Below are 25,758 nucleotides of genomic sequence, written 5' to 3'. Positions count from 1 at the left end.
TTCTGACTCAGGCCCGGTGTTCCGCGCGGCCCATCCACTGGTGTACTTGCTCGACGGTGCCCTCGATCGCGCACTCGTCGCATTGCAGGACCAGCAAGTCGCCTGCCGTGAGCTGCGACAGTGCCGTATCTACGGCATCCCGGCGCTTGCCTCCGTCGACAACGACCTCAGCCACGCGCCCGCCTGCCTGCAGCCCTTGCTTGAGCAGCGCGCGTGCTTGAGATTCGAAGTGGGCATCGGTGCGTTTGACGCTGGCGTCTTCGCACAACAGCACGCGATCGAACGTCCGTCCGATGACCGAGGCTTGCGCCACCAGATCTTCATCGCGGCGTTGCAGGCCGGCACCGAACACGATTGAGCGGCGCTGGGCCGGGAAGTTGTCCAGCGCAGCAGCCAAGGCTTCCAGCGCCAACGCGTTGTGCGCGTCGTCCACCACGATCGTGGCGCCGTTGTACTGGAACAGCGTAAAGCGGCCGGGCACATCCACCTGGCCCACGTCAAACGTGACGATGCCGGCGCGCATCAGATCATTTGAAATACCCAGCGCCCAGCCGGTGGCCACAGCAGCCAGCACGTTCTCAAGCTGGAATGGCACCCGGCCGGCGTAGGTCAGCGGAATGGCCGACACATCAGCCAGCGCCAACTCGGTCGGGCCGGTGGCGAGCACCACCTTGCCGTCGCGCACGAACACGGCCCGCTTGCCCTGAGCGCGGTGCGTGATGATGGCCGGCAGATCGCCTGACAACGCGAAGAAGATCACGTCGCCGTCGCACAGCTCGGCCATGTCGACCAGACGCGCATCGGCGGCGTTAAGCACGCCCACGCCGCTTTTCAGCACCACGTCAATCTGCGTACGCAGGACGCTGGCCATGCGGTCTTCGTCTTCGACGTAGAAGTCGCCCAAGTGGTCAGGCTTGCCGAAGTTGGTGACCACGCCAACCTGGCAGCGGTCGTACGGCAACCCCTGGGAGAGGATCATGCCGCTGTCGCTCTCGAACACGGCGGCTTCCACCGCACGGTTCATCAGGATGCGGTGGCAGGCGTCCCACGCAGCGCGATCGCCGTGGCCGCCCCGGTTGTTGCCCGTCTCCACCTGGCGGCGGTCCAGATACAGGCCATCGCTGCAGCCCAGGCCGGTGTGCTTGCCCGACAGTTGCAGCAATTGCGCAACCAGCTTGGCGACGACCGTCTTGCCGTTGGTGCCTGTAATGCCGACGATGGGGATGCGGCCGTCGTCCTGCGTGCCGTCTTTGTGGGAGAACAGGTGATCGACAATCGCGCGGCCCACCGGGCGCGCCTCGCCTTCTGCCGGGCGGATATGCATCAGCAAACCCGGCCCCGCGTTGACTTCCACAATGGCACCGCGCTGCGCGTCCAGCGGGCGCGAGATGTCATCGGCCACCAGATCCACGCCTGCAATATCGAGCCCCACCACCCGTGCGGCCAGCGCCGCATGGGCAGCCACGCTCGGGTGCACGCGATCGGTCACGTCAAAGGCGACGTTGCCGTTGCGCTGGATCAGCACGTTGCGGCCCGCAGGCGGCACGGCACTGCCATCGGCATAACCCTGGCGCTTGAGTTCCAGACGCGCGGCAGAATCCAGACGCACGCAGTTCAGCGGATGTTCTTCTGTGTTGCCGCGGCGCGGGTCGGAGTTGATCTGCGAGGCAATCAGCTCTTCGATGGTCGAGGTGCCATCACCGACCACCGACGCGGTTTCGCCCATCGCCGCCGCTGCCACACGGCCACCGACCACCAACAGGCGGTGTTCGTTGCCGGAGATAAAGCGCTCGACGATCACGCCGTTGCCTTCCTCGATGGCCACGGCGTAAGCGGTTTCCACCTCTTCGCGCGTCATCAGGTTCGTGAACACGCCACGGCCGTGGTTGCCGTCGTACGGCTTGACCACCACGGGCACGCCGATGTCCTCAGCCGCGTCCCAGGCGTCTTCGGCGCTGTCGACCATGCGGCCTTCGGGCACCGGCACGCCGCACGATTGCAGCAGGCTCTTGGTCAGGTCCTTGTCGCGCGAGATCGATTCGGCAATGGCGCTGGTGCGGTCGGTCTCGGCCGTCCAGATGCGACGCTGGCGTGCGCCGTAACCGAGCTGCACGAGGTTGCCGTCCGACAGGCGGATCGACGGGATATTGCGATCATCCGCCGCATCGACGATGCAGGCGGTGCTGGGGCCGAGGCAGTGGTCGTCCACCAGATCCCGCAGCGTTTCGACGGCCGCATCCACGTCGTACGGGCGGTCTTCAATGGCCGCCATGACCAGATCACGCGCAGCCAGCAGGGCGGCGCGGGTCACGTCTTCATGCCAGGCACGGACGATCACCTTGTAGACGCCGCGCACCGGCGTCTCGCGTGCCTTGCCGAAACCGCCCGGCATGCCGGCCAGGTTCTGCAGCTCCAGGGTGACGTGTTCCAGGATATGACCGGGCCAGGTGCCTTCCTTCAAGCGCATCAGGAAGCCGCCGCGCACACCAGGGCTGCAACGGTGCTCGATCAGCGTCGGCAGCCAGGTCGACAGGCGCTCGTAAAACCCCGGAATCGTGTTGGAAGGAAAGTCTTCCAGTTCACCAATGTCGACCCATGCCTCCAGCACTGGCCGATATGTCCACATATTCGGGCCGCGCAGCGACATGACATCGAGAATCTCAATGTCCTTCTTCTTCATGGAATTTGCTTGGAAAGCAGGGGGCGATGTACGCGTGAAGTCGGCCCGTGAAATCGAACCGTTACCTTTCAATAACGTTACAACGGCGTCGGCGTTGACGTCTTGAGCCCGAAGTGCATTGTGCAGCGCACAAAACGCCTGGCTCGCGTGGCTATGTATACTTGCGAGCAAAATTTGCAGGCCGCAACACACGCGACGCCGCACTCTTGCCCTGATTTATGTTCGTCCTTTTCCCGTTTTGGGCTGTTTTTGGGGCCATTTGGACGCGCTTTTTGAATTCTTTGCGCCATTGATGACCCAGCTCTCCCCATCGTCCGCATCATCCATTCGTGCCATCGCCCGCGCTCAGGAACCCTGGAGTGTCGCGCTCGGCTCAAGCCTCGCTCCAGAAGAAACCGTCCTGGCCGGGCTGCAGCTGGATTTGGACGCAAGGCTGCATTTTACCCAAGGCTGGCTGGTTGTTACGAACTGTCGCCTGATCGGGCAGGCCCCTGGTGAAAAGGACTTGCAAAGCTGGGACATCACCCCCGGCATGACGCTCGCCCACAGCGACCACGCCGGTGTTGGCACGCTGGAGCTGTCCGACGGCCAGCGCCGGTTGGCGAGCTGGCGCTACACGCTGGGCCATAACACCAACGCCCTGCGGTTGGCCGACATGTTCGACGCCCACCGCAACGCGCTGACCGCAGGCACCCAACCCGCCCAAGCCGACACGGATGTCTGCCCAACCTGCAAGGCACCGCTGCCACCCGGCGAAGACACGTGCCCGCAATGCAGCCGCGAGCTGGAACAGCCCCCTTCCACCTGGGCGCTGCTGCGCCTGTGGCGCTTCGCCCGGCCGTATCAGTGGGAATTACTGGCCGGTTTCGCCCTGCTGTTGATCGGCACGGCCGCCACCCTGGTGCCGCCGTATCTGACGATGCCCTTGATGGACAAGGTGCTGATCCCATACCAGAACGGCCAACCTGTCGACTACCACCTGGTCACGCTCTACCTGTCCGGCCTGTTTGGCGCCGCGTTGGTGGCATGGGTGCTGGGCTGGGCGCGCACCTACCTGCTAGCGCGCGTGTCCGAGCGCATCAGCGCCGACCTGCGCACGACAACCTATGATCACCTGCTCAAGCTGTCGCTCGAATACTTCGGCGGCAAGCGCACGGGCGACCTGATGGCGCGCATCGGCTCTGAGAGCGACCGGATCAGCGTATTCCTGTCGTTGCACCTGCTCGATTTCGCCACCGACGTGCTGATGATCGCAATGACGGCAATCATTCTGGTCTCGATCAACCCGTGGCTGGCGCTCGTCACGCTGGTGCCGCTGCCGTTCATCGCGTGGATGATCCATCTGGTGCGCGACCGGCTGCGCCACGGCTTCGAGAAGATCGACCGGATCTGGTCGGAAATCACCAACGTGCTGGCCGATACGATCCCGGGCATCCGTGTGGTCAAAGCATTCGCCCAGGAAAAGCGCGAAGTGATGCGCTTTACCGAGGCCAACCGGCACAACCTCGCCATCAACGACCGTGTCAACGCGGTGTGGTCGATGTTCACGCCGACGGTGACGCTGCTGACCGAAATCGGGCTGCTGGTGGTCTGGATCTTCGGGATCTGGCAGGTCACGCACGACGCCATCACCGTGGGCGTTCTGGTGGCGTTCCTGACCTATATCAGCCGCTTCTACACGCGCCTGGACTCAATGAGCCGGATCGTGTCCGTCACGCAGAAGGCGGCAGCCGGCGCCAAGCGTATCTTCGACATTCTCGACCACGTGTCGAGCGTGCCGGAACCGGCCAAGCCCGTACATATCGAGAAGGTGAACGGCGCGATCGAGCTGCGTGACCTGGGCTTCCGCTACGGCAATCGTGCTGTGATCCGCGGCCTGAACCTGTCGATCCGGCCGGGCGAGATGATCGGGCTGGTGGGCCACAGCGGATCGGGCAAAAGCACGCTCGTGAACCTGATCTGCCGCTTCTACGATGTGTCGGAAGGCGCGATCCGCGTGGACGGCGTCGATATCCGCTCGCTGCCCGTGTCGGAATTCCGCCGCAACATCGGCCTCGTGCTGCAGGAGCCGTTCCTGTTCTTCGGCACGATTGCAGACAACATCGCCTACGGCAAACCCGGCGCCACGCGCGAGGAAATCGTCGCCGCGGCGCGTGCCGCCCACGCGCACGAGTTCATCCTGCGCCTGCCGCACGGCTATGACTCGCTGGTGGGCGAGCGCGGCCAGGCGCTGTCGGGCGGCGAGCGCCAGCGCATTTCAATTGCGCGCGCGCTGCTCATCAACCCCCGCATTCTGATCATGGACGAGGCCACGTCGTCGGTGGATACGACCACCGAAAAAGAAATTCAGAAGGCGCTCGACAACCTGGTCCAGGGCCGCACGACCATCGCCATCGCGCACCGTTTGTCGACGCTGCGCAAGGCGGATCGTCTGGTCGTCATGGACCGGGGCCAGATCGTTGAAGTTGGCAACCACGACGAGCTGCTCGCGCGCGAAGGCGCGTACTACAAGCTCTATCAGGCGCAGGCCCGCAATGTTGATGCCGACACCGATTTGACCAGCGACGGCGAACGCGTGGACGCCGCCGCGCCAGCCGATCCGGCGCATTCGGCGCATTCGGCGCAGTAATTCCCTAATTGAAATGACTGCGATGCAAACGCCCGATTTCACCCTGAGCCGCAACGGCTTGGGCAAGCTTGTCATGACCCTGGCCGACGGCACCGCACATGAAGGTGTGGTGGCCGTGCGCGCGTTTCCGATTTCCGCTGCCAGCGAGGGCCTGAGCCTGATGAGCACCGATGGCCGCGAGCTGGCATGGATCGCACAGCCGAATGCGCTGCCCGCGCCCATGCGCGCGCTGATCGAAGCCGAACTCGGCGCACGCGAATTCATGCCCGAGATCCGCAAGATCGTTGGCGTATCGACCTACGCCACGCCCAGCACATGGACCGTACAGACCGACCGCGGCCAGACGGACCTCGTGCTGCGCGGCGAAGAAGACATCCGCCGCCTGACCGGCAACACGCTGCTGATCTCAGACAGCCACGGCATCCATTACCTGATTCGCGATCAATTTGCGCTGGACAAACCCAGCCGCAAGATTCTCGACCGGTTCCTCTGAACCACGCGGCCCGTCACTTGGGGGCGGGCTGCGCCGTCGCCATCACCTGCTGAAACAACGTCGCGGCCTGCGTCCAGATGGCTCGCTGGTTGTAATCGCCGGCGGTGGCAACCACCACCATATCCAGCCCCGGCACGATCCAGAGGCGCTGCCCGCCCCGGCCGATACCGCCCACCCACGCTTGCTCGCTGCCGGCCGCTTGCACCTTGCCAAGCCACCATTGGTAGCCGTACTGCAAGCCGGGTTCGATACCGGTGTCGATGCGCGGCTGCGTCGATTCCGCAATCCACGCGGCGGGCACGATCTGGCGGCCCTGCCACTCGCCGTGCTGCAATACGAGCTGCCCAATGCGGGCAAGATCGCGCGGCCGTAGCCGCAGCCCCGCATGCGCCATCGGGCGGCCACGAAAATCGTCCACCCACTCCCAGTCAGAAATGCCCAGCGGTTCAAAGAGTTGCTTGCGTGCGTACTCGGGCAGCGACACGCCTGCACGCGCCACCAGCAACTGCGCCAATACCGCCGTATTGCCGCCGCTGTAATTGAACTGCGCACCAGCCGGCGCTGCCATGGGCCGATCGAACACGTAGTGCACCTGCGCGCTGCGCCAGATCAGGCCAAATTCGTCGTTGTCCAGCAAGCCGGTCGACTTCCATTCGTTCCAGGCCAGGCCGCTCGACATGGAAAACATCTGCGCCAGCGTGATCGCCTCGCGCCCTTGTCCGTTGAGATCCGCCAGATCCGGAAACAGCGACAACGCGGGCGTATCAAGCGGCGGCATCTTGCCCTGCGCCTGCGCAATGCCCCACAACAGGCTCGTCACCGATTTGCTGATCGATCGGACGTCGTGCACGGCGGTCGGGCCGAAGGTTCTCGTCGTGCGGAACAGATCTTTGATGCGCTCGTCCTTGCCGGGCCGGTAGACCTCGGCCACCAGTCGGCCGTGGCGCACGACGAGCAGGCTGTGGAAGTTGATATCGCCATCGGCAAGGTTGCGCAGGACAGCGCAGAGGCGGTCGGTGTCGAAGCCAGCGGTGCTCGGGCTGGCTTCGATCTGCCAGCCGTCGTTCAATTGAACCGGGACGTCACACGGTGCGGCGAGCGCGTTGTGCGCCTCACACGCCAGTACGAAAGCGATGCCCATGTTATGAAGTCGCCGCATCGTCTCCGCCTCCCCGATTCGATTTGAGGTGAAGTATGGTTGCCAGCACTGTGGCGCTCAAACCGCTTGCGACGAACGGCGGTTTTCGGCGCCCGGATGGCAATGGATCAGCTATCCGGAGGAGTCCGGAGCCCGCTTCGGAACCCCCGCCCGCGTTACCATGTCGGACTGTTCTTATTCTTCAGACACATCACAGGCACCTATGGTCACACGTCGAACCCTTCTTGCCTCCGCATCCGTGACCGCCACACTGGCGGCGCTCGGCATCACGCCTGAAGCGCTGGCAGCCAATCGCGTCAGGCTGGGCGATGCTGCGCCGTTTTCTTTCGATGCACTGATCGAGCGCGCCCGCACAATGGCCGGCAAGCCGTACACGCCGCCGGCCACCGCGCCGGCCGACATCCTCGCCAAGATCGATTACGAGGCGCACGGCAAGATCAAGTTCGACACCGCCCATGCGCTGTTTGCCGACGGCCCCGGCCAGTTTCCAGTGACGTTCTTCCACCTGGGCACGTTCTTCCGCGCGCCGGTGCGCATGCATGTCTTGGAGAAAGGCGCCGCGCGCGAGATCGTCTACGACGAGTCGTACTTCGACATGCCCGCCGACAGCCCCGCACGCAAGCTGCCGCGAGGCAGCGGTTTCTCTGGCTTTCGCTTCCAGGAAAGCCGTCTGGGCGACCAGAAGAAGCTCGACTGGAAGAAGAATGATTGGGTTGCCTTCCTGGGCGCGTCGTACTTCCGCGCCATCGGCGAGCTGTATCAGTACGGCCTCTCGGCCCGCGGCATTGCGCTGGATGTGGCGCAGGCCGGCAAGCCGGAAGAATTCCCCAACTTCACGCACGTGTGGTTCGACACACCGGCCGACAACCGCGCCGATTCCGTGACGATCTACACGCTGCTCGACGGCCCGAGCATCACGGGCGCGTACCGCTTCGTCATGCACCGCACGAAGGGTGTGGTAATGGACATCGACACGGCGATCTTTTTGCGCCGCGACATCGACCGCTTCGGCATCGCCCCGGCCACGTCGATGTATTGGTTTTCGGAAACCGCCAAGGGCACCGCCACCGACTGGCGCCCCGAGGTGCACGACTCCGATGGCCTCGCCCTATGGACGGGCAGCGGCGAGCGCATCTGGCGCCCGCTGAATGATCCGCCGCGCACGATGGCTTCGGCCTTTGGCGACAACAACCCGCGCGGCTTCGGCCTGCTGCAGCGCGATCGTGATTTCAACAACTACCAGGACGGTGTGCATTACGAGCGCCGCCCGAGCCTGTGGGTCGAGCCGCTGGAGGGCTGGGGCGAAGGTGCCGTGCAGCTCATCGAGATCCCGACCGACGACGAGATCCACGACAACGTCGTCGCCATGTGGGTGCCGAAGGCACCGGCGCGCGCAGGCAGCCAGTACCGCCTGCGCTATCGCCTGCACTGGCTGGCCGATGAACCGTATCCGACGCAACTGGCGCGCTGCATAGCCACGCGCATGGGCAACGGTGGCCAACCGGGCCAGCCCCGTCCGCATGGCGTGCGCAAGTTCATGGTGGAGTTCAAGGGCGGCCCGCTGGAGAAGCTCCCCTTCGGCACGAAACCTGAGGCGGTGCTGAGCAGCTCGCGCGGCACGTTCTCGTACGTATTTACCGAAGCGGTGCCCAACGGCGTGCCGGGCCACTGGCGTGCGCAGTTTGATCTGACGGTCGACGGCAAGGAGCCGGTGGACATGCGGCTGTTCCTGCGGGTGGATGGCAAGCCGTTGTCGGAGACATGGCTGTATCAGTACCACCCATTCCAATCGCCGGTCGGGCCGGTGGCTGCGTAAGCCCCCGCGCCGCCAATAAAAAAGGCGAGGAAAAATCCTCGCCTATCGATATGCGACCATAATCACGACCAGCACGGGTTGCGCCGATAGCGCACTCGATAGCGTGAGTGTGCCGTTTTTGCCGGCAAGTACGTTGCCTTTGAAGCCAACGTATTGGGCCCGGACGCCGGTTTCGTTGCGGGCTGCTCCTACGCGCTGCCACGTCGGCGAAGCTTTAGTGCGTGCCGCCACCGATACCACCGCCGGTACTGGGCGCGCTGCGAGCGTGCTGAAATCCACAACCACTTGTCCACCGGATGCGGCCGCGTGTGTCTCCAACCCGTTGGTCGCACTTGCGGCACCTGCCGCACCTGCCGCACGCGGTGCTGCCGTCACGCTGTATCCGGCACCCAGAACGGTGCCAGTAAATTGGATGGTGCCACTGGTCTGGCTTCCCGCCGCTAGCGCTCCGGTAGCGCCAACGGCCGCCACCACCGCAACAATTCCCTTCGTATAACGCGTGCGCATAACAGCCCCCTGTACCCGACCCTCGGGCCTTTCACGGTATTCAGTCGTGTGCGAACGACCTCGCTTGACGTTTTTTACTGACCATTTTGTAGCGGCCTTACGCAACAATTGTTTGCAGAAACAATAGTCCTACAACTTAATTCTGAGCCGAACCTCCGGGTATTCCTGATTGAAAATCGGAATACCCCGCGTGCAACCCTTTAAGGTTCAGGGCGTCGGCCACACCGCCAGCGCTTGCATCAACTGCTTGCCCAGCGGAATGCGCTTGGCCATATCGCCTTCACGCGGCATGTCGATGTTCAGTGCGAAGGCATACACACGCCCGGCACGCTCCACCCAGCCGACCCACCAACCGATCTCAGGCTGGTATTCCGTCGCAACACCTGTCTTGGCATACAGCGCGGCATCGCCCTGCTGCTCGATCAACAACATGCGGTGGACCATGTCCCACGTGCGCGGCTTCACCGGCAGTTGCTTGAGCGCGAGGCGGCTGGTGAAGCGCGCCTCTTCGAATGCGGAGATCTCCAGCGGGCCACGCAGCCAGAACTGGTCGATCACGCGGCCAAGCTGGCGGTTGCCGTAGTCGAATGCGTCCACGTAGGCCTGCATGCGCTCGGCACCCACGCGGCGCGCAACTTCCTGATAGATCGGCACAGCCGACAGGCGGATCGCCTCGGGCAACGCCATGTCGTGTTCCCACTGCTTGTAGGGCTGCGGCTTGCCGCCGTATGGCAACACCTCGTTATCGTCGCGCACGGCACCCGTATCGAAGGCGATCAGGCTGTTCGGAATCTTGAACGTGGATGCAGGGTGGATGCGCCGCGCAGCGCGCCCCGGGTCGACGACATAGGTGCGGTCGGCGCTGATATCCATCAGCACGAAGGTGCCGCTGACACCAGCGGCGTCGAACACGCGCTTGAGATCGTTTCGCACAACCAGCTCGGCGTGGGCGGGGACGGTGCTCATCGCCACGGTGCAGGCCATGAGCGCGAACGCAAAGGTCTTCGACCAATGAGAAAACATGAAGGGCTCCTTGATTGGGGTGGATGACGGCCGGCAACCGTCGGGGTTGAGATGCGCCGGCGCTGCGCATCGTAGGGAGCGCGCGGCGCCGCTGCCAGCGCGCATGGCATGCCGCATGTCACGGGCGTAACGCCTGTAACAATCGGCTTGGCGCACAATGGCGCCACGTTTGGCCTCGCCTGATTGTTTGCATGACGCCGTCCACCCTGCCCGCCCTCCATGTCGAGCTGACCACCCCGCAAACCGTGGATGGCCGGCGCGCGCCGTTTCAGAGCCTGTGGCTGCTGGTGCGGCTGGCGTATGCGCATCGGCTGTCGCCGGAGCAACCGCTGGTGCGGCTGGCCGACTTGCGCGGCGCCGTGTCGGACGCCAGCACGCAGCGCATGATGATCAGCCGCGCCTTTCGCGACTGGCAGAACTGGGGCGTGCAGGCCGGCTGGGGCGAACAGCGCGAGCGCGAGCCGCGCTTTCTCAACGCAGACAAACGCAGCCAGGGCCCGTTCTGGCTCACGCCCGAAGACGCAGCGCGCGTGATCTGTGTGGTTGAAGGCCGGATTGCCGATGACGCCGACGTGCGCGCATTTCTCGGCATCGCTGTGCCGGAAAGCAGCACGGAAGCAATCGCAGAAGCAAACGCCAGCGCACTGTCGGGCCCGGTGCCAGGCACGCCCAACCCCGCGTTCTGGCACGCCTTTCTGACCGCACGCCACGCCATGCGCGAAGGCCGGCTGTTGCATGCGCTGGGCGCTGGCGCCAGTGCATCCGACACCGAGCGCGGCGGCGCCCTGCTCGCACTGCGCCACGCCGGTGACGCCGCCGACAACGACTTCCAGCGCGCCCTCGTCACCCTGGGCGAGGCCATGGCCGCGCGCCGCCTGGGGGATTCCACGCGCGCCAGCGCCCTGCTCTCGCAACTGCGCGCCCACCGCCGGCAGCGCCATGTGCTTGGCAACGATTACCTCGCCGCCATGGAGCACATCGTCACAGCATGGTGCGCGTATGACCGGCGCGACCTCGACCTCGCCGCCGGCCGGCTCGCCCGCTTGGCCGATGCCGAGCCCGGCCGCAGTCTGCTGCGCTATCACCCGCAGATCCGCTTCGAGTGGAACAACTTGAGCGCACTCATCGAGCGCGCGCGCCTGCTCTACGCCGAGACCGCCAGCATTGCATTGGACGCGCGTGCGCAAGCCGCACAACGCATCGTCGCGCAATTCGAAACCGCGCTGGCCGCCGCGCTGGAAAGCCAAGCCGCCGACGCTGTGCAGCAGGTCGCCGCCAACCTGGGCATGACGTGCTGGCTGCTGCGCGATGTGCTCGGCAACTCAGTGCATGCCGATGGCACCGTCGACGCTGTGCGGTGGCTGGCCATGAGCGAGTGGCAAGCGCTGCGTAACGGTGGGCCGCTGCAATCGGCGTGGAATGCCGTCGCGCTGATGCGGATTGCGCGTGCCGACACCCGCCGCGCAGTCATGACACTGGCCGACCTCCGTATGCAGGCCGGCCCGTTTGCCGAGGCCTTTGACGCGCGCTACTGGCCGCAACGTTGGACAGACGTGGCTGCGCTGCGCCTGCGCGAACACGACAGTGGCCGCCACCGCTACGGCCACGTCCAAGTCAGCGGATTGTTGCTGGAACTGGCGTGGTTTTCCCACGCAGACGGCGATCACGTCACCGCCCGCACGACGATGGACCGCCTCTCGCAAGCCATGCAAGACCTGGCGCCGCACGATCGTGCGTACTTCGTCCAGGCGCTCAAGCAAATCACGCAGACGACGGAAGCTGCACCTTAAGCACATCGTCGGATGGAAAAATTCGTTGCATCGCTAACCATCCGTCGCTAGACTGCCGCACATGTTCGAGCACTGCCTGTACTTCAACACTACCGCACTGGCGCGCACCGTCGAGCGCGAATGGGCGGCCGCGTATGCGCCGTTCGGCGTAACGCCGCCGCAAGGCTTTGTGCTGCGCGTGGTACTCAAGCGGCCCGGCGTGCTCAACCGCGAACTGGCCGAGGTGCTGGGCATTGCCCGGCCCACCGCCACGCGCCTGGTCGACGGCTTGATTGCCAAGAGCTTGGTAGAACGCCAGCCCTCTGCAGAAGACGGCCGCGAATGGAATCTGTTCCCCACTGACGCCGCGCTCGCATTGGAAGCCGCGTTGCAGGCTGCCAGTGCCAAAGTGGCGCGGCGCTTGCGCGAGCATGTCGGCACTGGCGTGTTTGACGATACGGTGCAGGCCATCCGCGACGTTCGCAGTGCGCTGAACACATAAGGCAATCGGGCGGGTTCTGCCGCCTTTTTTGTTCATCAAATAGTTGCATACCTACGCATTTGACCAAGGAGCGCCAGCGTGACCACCGTTCTCATCACAGGCATCGAGCCGTTTGAATCCGATCCGACCAACCCGTCCTGGGACATCGCTCGGGCGCTCGATGGCACGCAGGTGGGTGGAGCGACCATCGTGGCGCGGCAATTGCCGTGCGTATTCGGCGTTGCTAACGAGACATTGGTGGAAGCGATTACGGAAACGTCACCGTCGCTGGTATTCGCACTCGGGCTTGCCACGGGCCGAACGGAGATTTCGCCAAGGGCGCAACGGCAGATGCCGCTAGCGTGACAACAGGCCGGCCACGCACCGGCCTGTTTTCTTTACGCGTGACGCGCGTCAGGCCACCAACGGCATCAGCAACATCCGTGCAGCCAGTTCCTGCCGGAAACCTTCGAGCGCCTGCTTGGCGAAATCGGCGCCGCGCGCGGTGTTCTGCAAGCGGATGCCTTCCACTTGGTGAATACCGACCGTGGCAAACACGTAACGCAGATACGGCATCAGAAAATCTGTCTGCGCGTGGGCACCATCAAAGTTACCGCCCGAGGCGGACACCACCAGCACCGAGCGATCGGTCAACATGCCCACCTTGCCTTTAGGCGTGCGGCTGAATGTGCGTTCCGGCCGCACCACCAGATCGATCCATGCCTTCAACGCCGAAGGCACCGTGTAGTTGTGCACAGGGGTGGAGATCAGCACGGCATCCGCCGCTTCCAATTCTCCGATCAGTGTTTCTGACAGCGCAAGCTCTGCGCGGTGGGCCGCGGTGCGGTGGGTGTCGGGCATGAGGCTGGCCTCGACAAAGCCGGCATCAGGATGCGGCAGCGGCGTCGCTGCAAGGTCGCGCTCGACAATGCGCAGGCCACCGGCGGCTTCCGCCAGTTGTGCGATTACCAGTTGCGCGCCGCGCCGGCTGTGCGAGCGATCATCGCGCGGGCTCACGCTCACGTGCAGCAGTGTTGTCATCGGGCAGCCCCTTGTTGCTTCAGGTTCATGCCCGTGTTGATGCCAAAGCGCAGAGCGCCCGCGAGCAGCCCGTTGCGATAGTAGAAGCGATGGCCGAGCACGTTCGACAACGGTGTGTCGAGCACCAATCGCGCGCAGCCGAGGCGCTCGGCTTCGGCCTTGAGGTGGTCCATCAATACGTTGCCAAGACCACCGCTGCGCAGACTTGCGTCGGTCACCAGATCGTCGACATACAGGAAAGGGCCGTAGACGAGGTTCTCCTGCTGCCGGTAGCCCGCCAGCGCAACCGGCACGCCATCTCGCCAGACAGCAATCAGGCGATAACCATCTTCGACTTGCCGACGCCAGCGCGCGACCAACTCGTCGGCATCAACCAGATGTGGCCGCAGTTGATGCATGACAGAAAAGCACGCACGCAATGCAGCTTCGTCTTCAACGGGGCGGATGGCGTCCATGGTCAGGCCTCCTGTGCGGTCAGGGCGGCCGGCACCTGTGGTGCAAAGCGCATCGCGACGGCAATGCGATTCCACGCCTGAATGTTGGCGACAGCCGCCGTGAGAAAGGCAACTTCCGTCTTGGAGAAGTGTTTGCGCACAGCGTCGTATTCGTGATCTTCCACACCGTGGCCAACGGCGCGGGCCAGCGTGGTCAGCGCTTCCGTCCAGGCCAGTGCGGCGCGCTCGCGCGGGGTGAAGACGGCAGGCGTGTCGCGCCAGACGGCCGCCAGATCCAGCTTGGCGGGCGCCACTTGCAGCGTGCGCGCCAGGTTCAGGTGGAACTGCACGCAGAACGCGCAGCCGTTGATTTGCGAGGCACGCAGCTTGACGAGTTCAGTCAGCGGCTTTTCCAGCCCGGAGGCATCTACCGCCTTGCCGAGCGCCTGCAACGCCGCCGACACGCCACCAGCGGTTTCGACAAATTCCGGGTAATCCATGCGAGGCGAGAGATCTTCCATGTCTGGCTCCTGTTGAGGGTCCGGGTTGGATGAGTGGTAATATCAGTGCTCGAACATCATATTCGAACTCTTACATTATGAGCAAGCGCGCTTCTGCCGCCGGAAAGAGAAACGACACGTCCCGCACCTCACCCGCCATCCCCGAGCCCGGCCAGGGCAAGCGCGGCGAGGAGGGCTATCTCGGCTACCTGTTGCGCCAGGCAAGCGCCGCCCACCGGCTGCGCATGGAGCGCGCCATGGCCGACGTGGACGTCACACTGCCGCAGTTCCTGGTGCTAACCATGCTCCGCGCCTACCCCGGCATCTCGAACGCCGATCTCGCCCGGCTGACCATGCTGACGCCGCAGACCGTGAGCGTGATTGTCACCAACCTGGAGCGCAGCGGCGCCATCACGCGCAGGCCCCACGCGGTGCACGGCCGCATCCAGCACATCGACGTCACCGCAGAAGGCGCGGCCCTGCTTGCCGCCTGCCGCAAACGCTCCGGCGGCATCGAGCAGGATCTGCTCGACGGCTTCACGCCCGAAGAGGAAGAGGTTGTGCGGCGCTGGCTCGTGCACGTTGCCAAACTGGGCAGCGACAAACCCGCTTCCTGATCTGTCCCTCAGTTTTTTTCCGCTGTCGTCCTTGACTTCTGAATCGTCGCCACTATCATCCGATGTATCTTACGATATATCTGATGATGTTCTTCAGGAGAGTCATGATGCGCGGATGGTTTGGACACCACCACAAAATGTGGATGGAAAAGCATTTCTTGATGGGTCGCCATGGGCATGGCGGCCACGGTTTCGGGCGCGGTATGGGCGGCTTTGGCGGCCCCGGTGGCTACGGTGAAGGCGATGACGAGGGCGGTAGCCCATGGCGCGGCCGCCGGCTCAGTTCGGCCGACTTGCAACTTGTGCTGCTGGCGCTGCTCAAGGCCACACCGCGCCATGGCTATGAGCTGATCAAGGCGGTGGAAGAGCACTCGCTCGGCTTCTACACGCCGAGCCCCGGCATGGTGTACCCGGCGCTGTCGTACCTGGAAGACCACGGTTTTGCCTCTGTCACTGCCGAGGGCAACAAGAAGCGCTACGGCATCACCCCCGAGGGCGTTACGTGGCTGGCCGAGCGCCAGAACAGCGCCGACGCCATCCTCGCGCAACTGCGCGCCATGGGAGAACGCGTCAAGCGCATGAACGAGGCCATGGCCTTCGACCGCGAAACCGACAACGCTGCCGAATGGACCGATACCGGGCACGACCCACTGCGCACCGCGCGCTGGCGCCTGAAATTCGCGCTCATGGAAAAACGCTTCGCCTCGCGCGAAGAACAGCAGCGCGTGGCAGATATCCTGCTACGTGCCCTTAAGGAAATCACTGGAGAGCGGTAAGCGGCAACCACCATGCAGCCCGCGCCGGGTGATGCTTCATCGCCCGGACCACCGCCTCGATCCATTCGGCAGCCATCAATGTTTGCCTTCAATCGCACACAAGGTCTCATGTCGCAGCTGCTCAGTTCTGTCAAACCCGCCACACGCCGCGTGCGTGTGCGCGCCATCCATACGCTGTCACCGCGCATGCGTCGCGTGGTCTTTACTGGCGTGGCCGCCACGGATCTCGCTGATCTGGCTGGCGCTCCGCCCGGCGCGGCTATCAAGCTGATGTTTCCCCACGATGGCGCAGGCACTGGCCGCACGCTGGGCCGCGCTTACACCATTCGCCGCTATCACGCAGCGCGTGATGAACTCGAAATCGATTTCGTCGTGCACGACGAAACACCCGCCGCCGAGCACGGCCCCGCTGCGCGCTGGCTGGAAAACGCGGCACCCGGTGACGAGGTGGAATTTGCGGGCCCCAAGCGCGGCTTCCGCGCCGACCCTGCGGCACCGTGGACGCTGCTCATCGGCGATGAAACCGCGCTGCCCGCCATCTTTGCAATTCTGGAGACCCTGCCCGAGCACGCGCAGGTGCTTACCTATATCGCCATCGGCGATGTTCGCGCGCGACTACCGCTGGAAGGCGCGCTGGCCGCGCACCCGCGCAGCCGCAGCATTCATTGGGTAGAAAGCGATACGGCCCGCGCTGGCGCGATGATGGTCGGCGCACTCAGCGCACAAGCCGTGCCCGCCGGCACGCCGCAGGTGTTCCTGGCCGGCGAGGCGTCATTGCTCAAGCAGGTCCGCACGCTGCTCGAGGGCGCGTGGGCCGTGCCGCACGACGCCATCGACGCCAAGGGCTACTGGACGGCCGGACTCACGCGCGAGGAGCGCAAGGCAGCCGAGGCGCGCTGATCTTCGGGCCGCCTCAGGTGGCGATGTCCGCGTTGGGCGTGGCACCCCGCACCCAGTCGAGCAGCAGGCGCTGCCCATGAAGGAGCGCCGCATCCATCGCTTCGCGCGGCGAGCCGAACGTGCATCCTGGACGCACCGGTTGCGAGCCTGACAACGATTGCCCTCCGGTGTCGCGAAACACCACCTCAACGCGCGCTTCCCAACCCCGCCCGCCGGCGGGAATCACTCGCGGGACGATCTCAACGTCTCCACAGATCTTGTGCACCTCGTTCCTCCATCTGCCGCGCCTGAACGACGCGCTGCGAGGAACTTAGCAACGGCCGTGCCCAGCCGCGCGGGCCATGCGACTTGATACAGATCAACTCGCGGCGCACGCATCACCTTTAGCCCGCTGCCAGCTTGCCGATGCAAAGAGGACACTGTGTTTTTCACGCTTACCCCTCTTCCGTCTATCCGCGCCTACTCAGCGCGGCACCACCATGCGCAAGAATCTGCCGGTCACTCAAGCTGAAACCGCTCTCAACCCGACGGACTACCTCATCTCCCGCACCGACCTCAAAGGCCGCATCGTCTTCGCCAACCCGGCGTTCGTGCGCATCAGCGGCTATACGCACGAAGAGCTGCTGGGCGCGCCGCACAACCTCGTGCGCCACCCCGACATGCCCGAAGCCGCCTTCGCCGATTTGTGGGCCACGCTGCAAGCCGGCAAGCCGTGGCGCGGCCTTGTCAAAAACCGCCGAAAAGACGGTGGCTTCTACTGGGTGCTCGCCAACGTGACGCCGGTGTTCCAGAACAACGCAGTGATCGGCTATACGTCCGTGCGCTCGATGGCCACGCCTGCACAGATTGCCCGCGCGCAACGCGCCTACACAGCCATCAACGAGGGCAACACGTCATACACCGTGCGCGCCGGCCGCATTCTGCGCACGGGCTGGCGTCGCGCGGGGAACCTGTTCCGCCGCGACAGCCTTCGCTTCAAGGTGATCGGACTGCAAACGCTGATTGCGTCAGCGATCCTGATCGGCACGCTGTGGGCGCACATCGCCCTGGAAGCGGCCGACCTGCACGGCGCAGCGTGGCTGGTGTTCAGCCGCGACTGGCTATGGCTCACAGGCGTAGGCTGCGCGGGGTTGGCAACGGTGTCGGGTGTGCTGCTCGCCCGCACGCTCATCCGCCCGCTGGAAGAGGCCGGCACGCTGGCTACGCGCCTCGCGGCAGGCGACCTGACCACCACGGTCGAAGTCCGCTCCAGCGACGAGTTGGGAGAAGTCATGCGCGCCATGGGCACCATGCGCGCGAGCCTGTCGTCCATCGTGCGCGACATTCAGGACGGCGCCACCAGCGTCGCACACAGCACCCTGCAGATTTCCGCCGGCAATCATGACCTCTCTGCGCGCACGGAGCAGCAGGCCGCGGCATTGGAAGAAACCGCATCAAGCATGGAAGAACTGACGTCGATGGTTGCGCAGAACGCAGAGCATGCCCGCTCCGCCAGCATCCTCGCCGAACAGGCCTCCACCATCGCGGTAGACGGCGGCCAGGTCGTGCAACGCGTGGTGCACACCATGGACGCCATCCGCGCCGACAGCCAACGCGTGACGGAGATCATCGCCACCATTGAGAGCATCGCGTTCCAGACCAACATCCTGGCCCTCAACGCCGCCGTGGAGGCCGCCCGCGCGGGCGAGGAAGGCCGTGGCTTTGCAGTCGTCGCCGGCGAGGTGCGCAGCCTCGCGCAACGCAGCGCGCAGGCTGCCGCGCAAAGCAAGGAGATCATCCGCGCGTCAGATCAATCCGTGCGCGATGGCGTGGACCTGGTCAACAAGGCCGGCGCCACCATGACGCAGATTGTGCAATCGGTGCAGACCGTCACGCAGCTTATGTCGGAAATCTCGGCCAGCTCGCGCGAGCAGAGCAGCGGCATTGCGCAGATCAACGCGTCGGTTTCGCAGCTCGATGGGGTAACGCAGCAGAACGCCACGCTGGTGGAAGAAGCCGCGGCGGCCACCTCGGTGCTGGCTCGCCAATCGGAAGATCTGAAGCGCGCCGTCGCGGTGTTCCGCGCGTAGCGCAGCCGTGACAGCAGCGCGTTACAGTGTGAAACGCGTGTCGCGTTCCAGCAGTGCCGTCACCGCATCGGGCAACAGCGGCTCGCTAAAGTAGTAGCCCTGCAGCACGTCGCATTGGTGCGTGACCAGGAAGGCAGACTGCGCGGCATCTTCCACACCTTCGGCACACACTTTCACGCCCAGGTTGTGCGCGAGTGCCACGACCGTCGTGCAGATGACCGCGTCGTTGGAGTCGCGGTCAATATCCTTAACGAACGCGCGATCGATCTTGATGAGGTCGATCGGCAAGCGTTTCAGATACGCCAGGCTCGAATAACCCGTGCCGAAATCGTCGATGGCAATGCGCACACCGAGCTGACGAATGGCAGTGAGGTCTTCAATGGTGCGCTCGGTGCCTTCCATCAGCATCGATTCGGTCACTTCCAATTCCAGAAAACCCGAACTCAGGCCGTATTGGCGCTGCAGCTTGAGCAACGTCGGCAGCACAGTGCCGCGCTTGAACTGCAATGGCGAAACGTTCACCGCGAGCGTCAGATCATCCGCCAGGCCGCGTTTGTGCCATTCGGCGCGCTGCTGCGCAGCTTCAGTCAACACCCAATTGCCGATCTCGACAATCAGCCCGCTTTCTTCGGCCACCGGAATGAACGCTGCCGGCGGCAGCAGCCCACGCGTCGGGTGAATCCATCGGATCAACGCTTCCAGCCCGCACACGCGGCCCGTCTTGGTATCGATCTGCGGCTGATAGAGCAAGCGGAACTGGCCCTGCTCCAGCGCAGCCCGAATCTGATGTTCCAGGTTCAGGCGATACGACACGCCGATGTCCATCTCCGGCGCAAAAAATTCGAGCCGATTGCGGCCATTCTGCTTGGCGTAGTACATCGCCATTTCAGCATGGCGAATGAGCGTATCAGCGTCCGCGCCGTGTGCCGGGTATTCGGCCACGCCAATGCTCGCCGTCACAAACACCTCGTGCCCTTCCACGCGCACTGGCTCGGCGAAGAGGTCAAAACCGAAATCGACACCGTGCGAACCGGCGTGCGAGATTACCAGCGCAAACACGTCGCCGCCAAAGCGCGCCACCGTGTCCACCGTATCGGCCGCATCACGCAGGCGCTCGGCCACACGGCGCAGCACCTCGTCGCCCAACAAGTGGCCAAGGCTGTCGTTGACCACCTTGAAGCGGTCAATGTTGACCAGCGCCACATAGAAGCGGATACGCTGGCGCGCGGCCATCTCAACCGACTGCTGCACGCGGTCGGCCAGCAGCGTGCGGTTGGGCAAGCCTGTGAGCGAATCGATGGTGGCATGCTGCGCCAGGCGCGTGCGCGTCATCTCCTGCTCGGTCACGTCGTCCTGAATGCCGACGTAGTGCGTGACCGCACCTTTGGCATCGCGCACGGGCGAGAGCAGGAAGTTGTTCAAAAACGCGTGACCGTCCTTGTGGAAGTTGCGCAGCAGCACGCGGATCTCACTCTCGTCACGCAGGGCGGCGCGCACCTCGTTGAGCGCCGGCTGCCCCGGCTCGGACGAGTGCAGGAAGCGGGCGTTGCGGCCCAGCACTTCTTCAGCGCGATACCCCGTCATGCGCTCGAAGCCAGGATTCACGTACACCACCGGAAAATCGGGCTGCTGCGCGTCGGCCACCGTGATGCCCGACGGCACCGATTCAACTACGCGCCGCAGCAACCGCAGTTGCTCGTCGGATTCGCGCCGCTCGGTGATGTCCTGCATGGTGCCGAACAGAGCGACGACCTCGTCGTGGTCATTGCGCTCGATGTTGCCGCGCGAGAGCACCCAGCGGTGCTCGCCGTCGAGACGGATCATCTCCAGGTCCAGCGAGTAGGGCTCGCCTTCGGTCACGGCGCGGCTGGCGGCTTCGCGCAGGCGGTTGTAGCTGTCGGTGGTAAAGAACTGCGCCTGCTGAGCAAAGGCAGGCGGCGCACCGATCGGCATGCCAGTCAGCACGTACATGCCCGACGACCAGGTAGTCGAATCGCGCAGCACATCCCAGCGCCAACTGCCCAACAGCGCAATCTGTTCCGCCACGCGAAGGTTCGCTTCGCTGCTACGCAGTTCCTGCTCAATGGCCGAGCGCTGTGAGATATCGGTCACCCCGCCGACCATGCGCACGGCACGGCCATCCTGATCGCGATAAAGGCTCGCGCGAATTTCCACCGTGCGCGTGGCGCGGTTGGCATCGATCACGCGGCAGACGTGCTGCCAACTGTCGCGATCCGAAGTCAGCACGGCACGCAGCTCTTGGCCAAAGGCATCCGCGTCATCCGGGTGCACAAACTGATGGAAGGTCAGTGTGCGTGATACACCGTCGTCGTCGCCTTGGCCCAGCAGCACATCACTGCCAAGCAACCGGTGCAGGCTGGCGTTGGCCCATGACTCGCCTGTGGCGATATCCCAGTCGAAGATCCAGTCGTTGGTGGCGCGCGCCACGCGCTGGAAGCGTTCGGTCAGCCGGTGGACGGTGGCATCGTGGCGCTGGATGGCGGCGCGCATTTCATTGAAGGTGCGCTCAAGCAGAGAGAGCTCATCGCGCAAGATACCGTGCTCTGCCACACGGGCAGAAAAATCACCTGTTGCGTAATGACGTGCCGCATCCACCAGCGCGTCGATGCGCGGCATGACCATCCGCCGCAGTGCCATCTGGATCAACGCCAGCAACATCACGACCATCATCAGGATGGCGCCGCCGCCAGCCAGCGTCATGTTGCGCTGCTGGCGAACGATGTCGGTTGCGTCCACCCCGCGCACGATGCGCAGGCGCCCCCCGGCGGCATGCGGCACCACCATGGCGGCGTAGGCGCGGCGCACGCCGTCGGTATCGTCCACCAGCACGGGTTCGCCCGGTTGCTGCCCGGCCGTGGCCAGCAGCGGCCCGCGCACAACAGCCGGCACTTGCGCGGGGGCCAAAGCGCCGCGCGTCGACAACACGTTGCCTGCCGCATCCACAAGATAGACGGGCGCATCCGGCATACCGTCCATCGCCGCCGCAATCAGCGCACTTTGTCGTACGGCTGCGTACGCCACGCCATGGATGGTCCCATCGCCGCCCACCATTGGCCGGCCGGAAATGAGTACGGCTTCATGAGAGACGCGGCCCGTCGAAAACGTCGAGAGCGACGGCTTGCCGCTCGCAAGGACGTCGCGAACGTACTGGCGATCCGACAGCGTGATGCCAAGCCCGGCCGTATCTGGCGTGCAGACGACCTTGCTGTGCACATCGATCAGGCCCAGCCCTGCAAGGTCACTTTGGTCGTGGGAAACGCGGCTGACAAAGCGGCTGCACTCCTGCTCGTCTATCCGCAGGGCCGAGTCATCGGCCAGCAGCACGGAGAGCAGCGTATTGGCGTTGGAGAGCACCATGCCGATGCGCGCGGCGGCAGCCTCGGTCTCGTGCGTCAGGTGCTGGGCAAGGTGATCATTGAGCCGGTCACGGTAAAGCGCCACACCGGCAATCGCCACGACGATGGCCGGCAAGGCGGCCACCGCGGCCAGAGCGAGCAAGCGGCCGCGCAGCGTGGTGGGAAAGAAAGCGTGCTTCGGCACTTGAATGACCGGTAGAGCCTTATATGGAGAGCGGATGCACTCTGCGTTCGCACGATGCGCGGCTCAAGGCCCCTCCCCTCGGCGCACGATGCAGTTGCAGCATCGTGCAGGATAACGGCTGACGCAGTGCGCAAGCATTTTGCTTGCAATTCCTATCGCACGCAACTTGTGGATAGTCTATAGGCGAGTTGGCTGCAAATCGGCGCGGCAGGCGGCACGGCGGGGTCGTTCGCGAGCAGCGTGTGCGTGGTGGCACACGTTCTGTGCCGCTGTACTCATCGACGGCAAGACAGGCTCGCCGTCACCGTGTCGGCATCCTCTGGTGCGGGGTCACCTCAATCGGCGGGCGCCCATAGAAAAAACCACCGGATAGCGGTATCCGGTGGCTTAAGAATACGCTTTGAACGGGGAAGTTCAGCGCAGTAGAAGCATAGGCAATGGTCCCCGTTCAGGCCAATACCCAGGATAGGGTAATTTAGGAAAGACCCTGCATCGGCAGCGGTTTTGGCCGTCATGCCCTCTCGCGTGTGCCTTCTGCACAACGCCCGCCTCCGTAACAACCCTCCCTTCCGAAATAACCATCCTGGCGACCAAGTGCCGCAGCCCTCCCAAGGTGATGTTGCGATATAATGAAAACGATTCGCATTTAGCCTACTTGCCCTACCACGTTACGTTAACGATCACGCACGATGCGGCTTTCCGAGCTTTCCCGCCGGGCGACGGCAGTGGTGGATCACGTTGAAGACCGTGAACCTGCCGATCCCATCAGCCAACGCCTGCGCGAACTCGGGTTCGTGACGGGCGAAGAGGTGCGCGTGGTGGCCGTCGGCCCATTTGGCGGTGACCCACTGGTCGTGCAGGTGGGCTTTACCCGCTTTGCATTACGCCGCCAGGAGGCCGCACGCATACGCTTGCGCGCCGAGGCGGCCACGCAGCCCACTGCGGCCGTCGCCGCCATTGAGACGCCCCCGCCCGCCAAGGTACGCGAGGCGGCGTAGCCGCCTCTCATTGCCGCCGCTTTACGGCTCCGCTTATCCGGCTTCATGCAGATGCACGCCTCTTCCTCCTCCACTTCTTCACCTGCATTGCGTGTTGCCTTGGTGGGCAACCCCAACTGCGGCAAGACTGCGCTGTTCAACCTGCTGACGGGCAGTCGTCAGAAGGTCGCCAACTATGCGGGCGTGACGGTCGAGCGCAAGGAAGGCCGCTTTACCGCGCCGTCGGGCCGACATGTGCAGATCCTGGATTTACCCGGCGCCTACAGCCTGATCGCCACCAGCCCCGACGAAGCTATCACGCGCGATATCTGCCTGGGCACGTTCCGGGGAGAGTCGCGCCCCGACATGCTGATCTGCGTGGTGGACGCCACCAACCTGCGCCTGCACCTGCGCTTTGTGCTGGAGCTGCAGCGCCTGGGCCTGCCAATGGTGCTTGCACTCAATATGGTGGACGCCGCCGAGCGTCGCGGCATCCGCATCGACCGCGCCAAGCTGGAAGCCGCGCTGGGCGTGCCGGTGGTGCAGACCGTGGCCATCAAGCGCAATGGCGCAGCAGATCTCGTCACGCATATCGATCAAGAGCAACTGCCGGCTGTGCCGGTCGGGCTGCCTGCTGACGCCGACCCGCACATCGAGGTGAAACGGCTGCTCGACACCGCCGTCACCATGCCGCGCAGCACGGCTGAGCTAGACGACCGGCTCGACCGCATTGTGCTGCATCCGGTGCTGGGCCTGGCGCTGTTGGCTGTGCTGATGTTCTTCATGTTCCAGGCGGTGTTCTCGTGGGCGAAGCCGCTCATGGACGGCATTCAGGGCGCCGTGGAAGCCGTGGGCGTGTGGGTCAGCACGGTCATGCCCGATGGGCTGCTCAAGAGCCTGCTCGTCAACGGCATCATTGCCGGCACGGGCAGCGTGCTGGTGTTTTTGCCGCAGATTCTGATCCTGTTCCTGTTCATCCTCTCGCTGGAAGAATCGGGCTACCTGCCGCGCGCGGCCTTCCTGCTCGACCGGCTGATGGCAGGCGCTGGGCTATCGGGGCGCTCGTTCATTCCGCTGCTGTCGAGCTTTGCCTGCGCGATCCCCGGCGTGATGGCAACGCGCACGATTCAGGACCCGCGCGACCGGCTGGTGACAATTCTCGTAGCACCACTGATGACGTGTTCTGCGCGGCTGCCGGTGTATGCGCTGCTGATCGGCGCGTTCATTCCAGTACGGCAGGTGTGGGGCCTGTTCAACCTGCAAGGGCTGGTGCTGTTCGGGCTGTACATGGCCGGCATCGTGTCGGCGCTGGTGGTGGCCTACGTGCTCAAGCACCTCAAGCGCGATCGCAACGAGCACCCGCTCATTCTCGAACTGCCGTCGTACCGCCTGCCCAGCGTGCGCAACCTGATCGTCGGCTTGGTTGAGCGCGCGCGCATCTTCCTGCGCCGCATCGGCACGGTCATCCTGAAGATGATGGTGCTGCTGTGGTTCCTGTCGACGTTCCCGTCGCCGCCGGCAAACGCCACCCTGCCGGCCATCGACTACAGCTTTGCCGGCCACATCGGCCGCGCGCTGGAAGTCGTGTTCGCGCCCATCGGATTTACGTGGCAGATGTGCGTGGCGCTGGTTCCGGGCATGGCTGCACGCGAAGTGGCCGTGGGTGCGTTGGCGACGGTGTATTCGCTGTCGGCTGCAAATGAAGATGCGGCAGCACAACTGGCGCCGATCATCTCCCAGCAATGGTCGCTGGCCACGGCACTGGCCTTCCTGGCATGGTACGTGTACGCGCCGCAGTGCATCTCGACGCTGGCCACCATCCGCCGCGAAACCAATTCGTGGAAAGTCATGGCGGGCACCGCCGGTTACCTCTTCGCGCTGGCCTACCTGGCCGCCTTCGCCACCTATCAGATCACACGGGTGCTGACATGAGCGTGTATCACGTTGTCGAAACGGGCGTTGTCGCCACGGTCGTAGCACTGAGCGCGCTGTCGCTGACCAGCCGTTATGCGCCAGCCACGCGTGCCCGTGCGATGGCACGTGTGGCGGGCTGGTGTGATCGGCCGTCGCGGCCGGGCTGGATGCGCACCTTCGGGCAGCGCCTGCTCACGCCGGGTGAGTCGCCGTCGTGCCATTCCGATCCGCTTTCGGGCAGCGCATGCGGCAGCGGTTGCAGTGGCTGTGCGTCGGGTGAAGCGTCGTCATCCGCGGCGGTTGAACAGCCGATCCGCTTCGTGCGCCGCAAATAGCGGCCGACGCAACGCCACAACACCAAGGGGCTCGCATCACGCGGGCCCGTTTTATTTTTGGCGAACGCAAGCGTAGA

21 protein-coding genes and 1 pseudogene are annotated in these 25,758 nt (G+C 64.4%); 13 read left to right on the top strand and 9 right to left on the bottom strand.

The features are described from left to right. Positions 1-7 precede the first annotated feature (7 nt). Entirely contained in the window at positions 8-2,680 is a 2,673-nt protein-coding gene (gene cphA, locus PSUB009319_RS01785) for a cyanophycin synthetase (protein ID WP_124380533.1), read from the bottom strand. Between the two features lie 292 nt (positions 2,681-2,972). Between cphA and PSUB009319_RS01780 the strand changes: the two genes are divergently transcribed. Both PSUB009319_RS01780 and PSUB009319_RS01775 read left to right on the top strand, forming a co-directional pair. Then, entirely contained in the window at positions 2,973-5,309 is a 2,337-nt protein-coding gene (locus PSUB009319_RS01780) for an ABC transporter ATP-binding protein (protein ID WP_124380532.1), read from the top strand. Between the two features lie 22 nt (positions 5,310-5,331). Continuing rightward, a complete protein-coding gene (locus PSUB009319_RS01775; RefSeq protein WP_185453391.1) occupies positions 5,332-5,802 on the top strand; it encodes a DUF1854 domain-containing protein in 471 nt (156 codons plus the stop codon). Between the two features lie 13 nt (positions 5,803-5,815). On the opposite strand, the gene PSUB009319_RS01770 is transcribed toward PSUB009319_RS01775, so the two are convergent. Further along, complete coding sequence (locus tag PSUB009319_RS01770; protein ID WP_124380530.1) at positions 5,816-6,961, bottom strand: serine hydrolase; 1,146 nt, start codon at positions 6,959-6,961, stop codon at positions 5,816-5,818. A 202-nt stretch (positions 6,962-7,163) separates the two neighbouring features. Between PSUB009319_RS01770 and PSUB009319_RS01765 the strand changes: the two genes are divergently transcribed. After that, positions 7,164-8,777: a glucan biosynthesis protein gene (locus tag PSUB009319_RS01765; protein ID WP_124380529.1), complete on the top strand. Its 1,614-nt coding sequence runs from the start codon at positions 7,164-7,166 to the stop codon at positions 8,775-8,777. A 42-nt stretch (positions 8,778-8,819) separates the two neighbouring features. Here PSUB009319_RS01765 and PSUB009319_RS01760 read toward each other — a convergent pair whose 3' ends face one another. Continuing rightward, complete coding sequence (locus tag PSUB009319_RS01760; protein WP_124380528.1) at positions 8,820-9,284, bottom strand: hypothetical protein; 465 nt, start codon at positions 9,282-9,284, stop codon at positions 8,820-8,822. 207 nt (positions 9,285-9,491) lie between these two features. Next, positions 9,492-10,307, bottom strand: coding sequence for an OXA-60 family carbapenem-hydrolyzing class D beta-lactamase (blaOXA, locus tag PSUB009319_RS01755; protein WP_124380527.1), 816 nt, complete (start codon positions 10,305-10,307; stop codon positions 9,492-9,494). 191 nt (positions 10,308-10,498) lie between these two features. Between blaOXA and PSUB009319_RS01750 the strand changes: the two genes are divergently transcribed. The 3 genes and pseudogenes from PSUB009319_RS01750 to PSUB009319_RS01740 all read left to right on the top strand — a co-directional run. After that, the gene (locus tag PSUB009319_RS01750; protein ID WP_124380526.1) at positions 10,499-12,097 is read left to right on the top strand and encodes a hypothetical protein; all 1,599 of its coding nucleotides are present in this window, start codon (positions 10,499-10,501) and stop codon (positions 12,095-12,097) included. A gap of 61 nt (positions 12,098-12,158) precedes the next feature. Continuing rightward, a complete protein-coding gene (locus PSUB009319_RS01745) occupies positions 12,159-12,578 on the top strand; it encodes a MarR family winged helix-turn-helix transcriptional regulator (protein ID WP_124380525.1) in 420 nt (139 codons plus the stop codon). A gap of 78 nt (positions 12,579-12,656) precedes the next feature. After that, positions 12,657-12,890 (top strand): annotated as a pseudogene (locus tag PSUB009319_RS01740) (pyroglutamyl-peptidase I); the annotation flags it as partial. Positions 12,891-12,971: 81 nt separating this feature from the next. Here PSUB009319_RS01740 and PSUB009319_RS01735 read toward each other — a convergent pair. The 3 genes from PSUB009319_RS01735 to PSUB009319_RS01725 are packed head-to-tail and all read right to left on the bottom strand — an operon-like array spanning position 12,972 to position 14,553. Beyond that, positions 12,972-13,598, bottom strand: coding sequence for an FMN-dependent NADH-azoreductase (locus PSUB009319_RS01735; protein ID WP_124380524.1), 627 nt, complete (start codon positions 13,596-13,598; stop codon positions 12,972-12,974). Further along, the gene (locus PSUB009319_RS01730; RefSeq protein ID WP_124380698.1) at positions 13,595-14,059 is read right to left on the bottom strand and encodes a GNAT family N-acetyltransferase; all 465 of its coding nucleotides are present in this window, start codon (positions 14,057-14,059) and stop codon (positions 13,595-13,597) included. Before PSUB009319_RS01730 ends, PSUB009319_RS01735 begins: the two co-directional genes overlap by 4 nt. Continuing rightward, a complete protein-coding gene (locus PSUB009319_RS01725; protein WP_124380523.1) occupies positions 14,056-14,553 on the bottom strand; it encodes a carboxymuconolactone decarboxylase family protein in 498 nt (165 codons plus the stop codon). The genes PSUB009319_RS01730 and PSUB009319_RS01725 overlap by 4 nt, the downstream gene beginning before the upstream one ends. Before the next feature lie 77 nt (positions 14,554-14,630). Here PSUB009319_RS01725 and PSUB009319_RS01720 point away from each other — a divergent pair, with 77 nt between their 5' ends. From PSUB009319_RS01720 to PSUB009319_RS01710, 3 genes are all read left to right on the top strand, one after another. Beyond that, positions 14,631-15,149 carry a MarR family winged helix-turn-helix transcriptional regulator gene (locus PSUB009319_RS01720; RefSeq protein ID WP_124380522.1) on the top strand — a complete coding sequence of 173 codons (519 nt, stop codon included), beginning with the start codon at positions 14,631-14,633 and terminating at the stop codon, positions 15,147-15,149. A gap of 107 nt (positions 15,150-15,256) precedes the next feature. After that, entirely contained in the window at positions 15,257-15,925 is a 669-nt protein-coding gene (locus tag PSUB009319_RS01715) for a PadR family transcriptional regulator (protein ID WP_124380697.1), read from the top strand. Between the two features lie 78 nt (positions 15,926-16,003). Continuing rightward, a complete protein-coding gene (locus PSUB009319_RS01710) occupies positions 16,004-16,825 on the top strand; it encodes a siderophore-interacting protein (protein WP_124380521.1) in 822 nt (273 codons plus the stop codon). A gap of 13 nt (positions 16,826-16,838) precedes the next feature. Here the strand turns inward: PSUB009319_RS01710 and PSUB009319_RS01705 are convergent, their stop codons facing one another. Next, positions 16,839-17,090 carry a hypothetical protein gene (locus tag PSUB009319_RS01705; RefSeq protein WP_124380520.1) on the bottom strand — a complete coding sequence of 84 codons (252 nt, stop codon included), beginning with the start codon at positions 17,088-17,090 and terminating at the stop codon, positions 16,839-16,841. Between the two features lie 214 nt (positions 17,091-17,304). On the opposite strand from PSUB009319_RS01705, the gene PSUB009319_RS01700 reads away from it, so the two are divergent. Next, positions 17,305-18,894, top strand: coding sequence for a PAS domain-containing methyl-accepting chemotaxis protein (locus PSUB009319_RS01700; protein ID WP_124380519.1), 1,590 nt, complete (start codon positions 17,305-17,307; stop codon positions 18,892-18,894). A 21-nt stretch (positions 18,895-18,915) separates the two neighbouring features. On the opposite strand, the gene PSUB009319_RS01695 is transcribed toward PSUB009319_RS01700, so the two are convergent. Then, positions 18,916-22,455 (bottom strand): EAL domain-containing protein, encoded by a 3,540-nt coding sequence (locus tag PSUB009319_RS01695; protein ID WP_124380518.1) that lies wholly within the window; start codon positions 22,453-22,455, stop codon positions 18,916-18,918. Between the two features lie 689 nt (positions 22,456-23,144). Here PSUB009319_RS01695 and PSUB009319_RS01690 point away from each other — a divergent pair. The 3 genes from PSUB009319_RS01690 to PSUB009319_RS01680 are packed head-to-tail and all read left to right on the top strand — an operon-like array spanning position 23,145 to position 25,681. Next, positions 23,145-23,453, top strand: a complete 309-nt coding sequence (locus PSUB009319_RS01690; RefSeq protein WP_124380517.1) for a ferrous iron transport protein A — start codon at positions 23,145-23,147, stop codon at positions 23,451-23,453. A 45-nt stretch (positions 23,454-23,498) separates the two neighbouring features. Then, positions 23,499-25,364 (top strand): ferrous iron transport protein B, encoded by a 1,866-nt coding sequence (feoB, locus tag PSUB009319_RS01685; protein WP_124380516.1) that lies wholly within the window; start codon positions 23,499-23,501, stop codon positions 25,362-25,364. Continuing rightward, the gene (locus tag PSUB009319_RS01680; protein ID WP_124380515.1) at positions 25,361-25,681 is read left to right on the top strand and encodes a DUF6587 family protein; all 321 of its coding nucleotides are present in this window, start codon (positions 25,361-25,363) and stop codon (positions 25,679-25,681) included. The genes feoB and PSUB009319_RS01680 overlap by 4 nt, the downstream gene beginning before the upstream one ends. Positions 25,682-25,758: the final 77 nt, after the last annotated feature.

The sequence above is a fragment of the Ralstonia sp. SET104 genome (assembly GCF_003851545.1).
In the GTDB taxonomy this organism is placed as follows: Bacteria; Pseudomonadota; Gammaproteobacteria; order Burkholderiales; family Burkholderiaceae; genus Ralstonia.
This window is presented reverse-complemented; position numbering and strand designations above follow the sequence as displayed.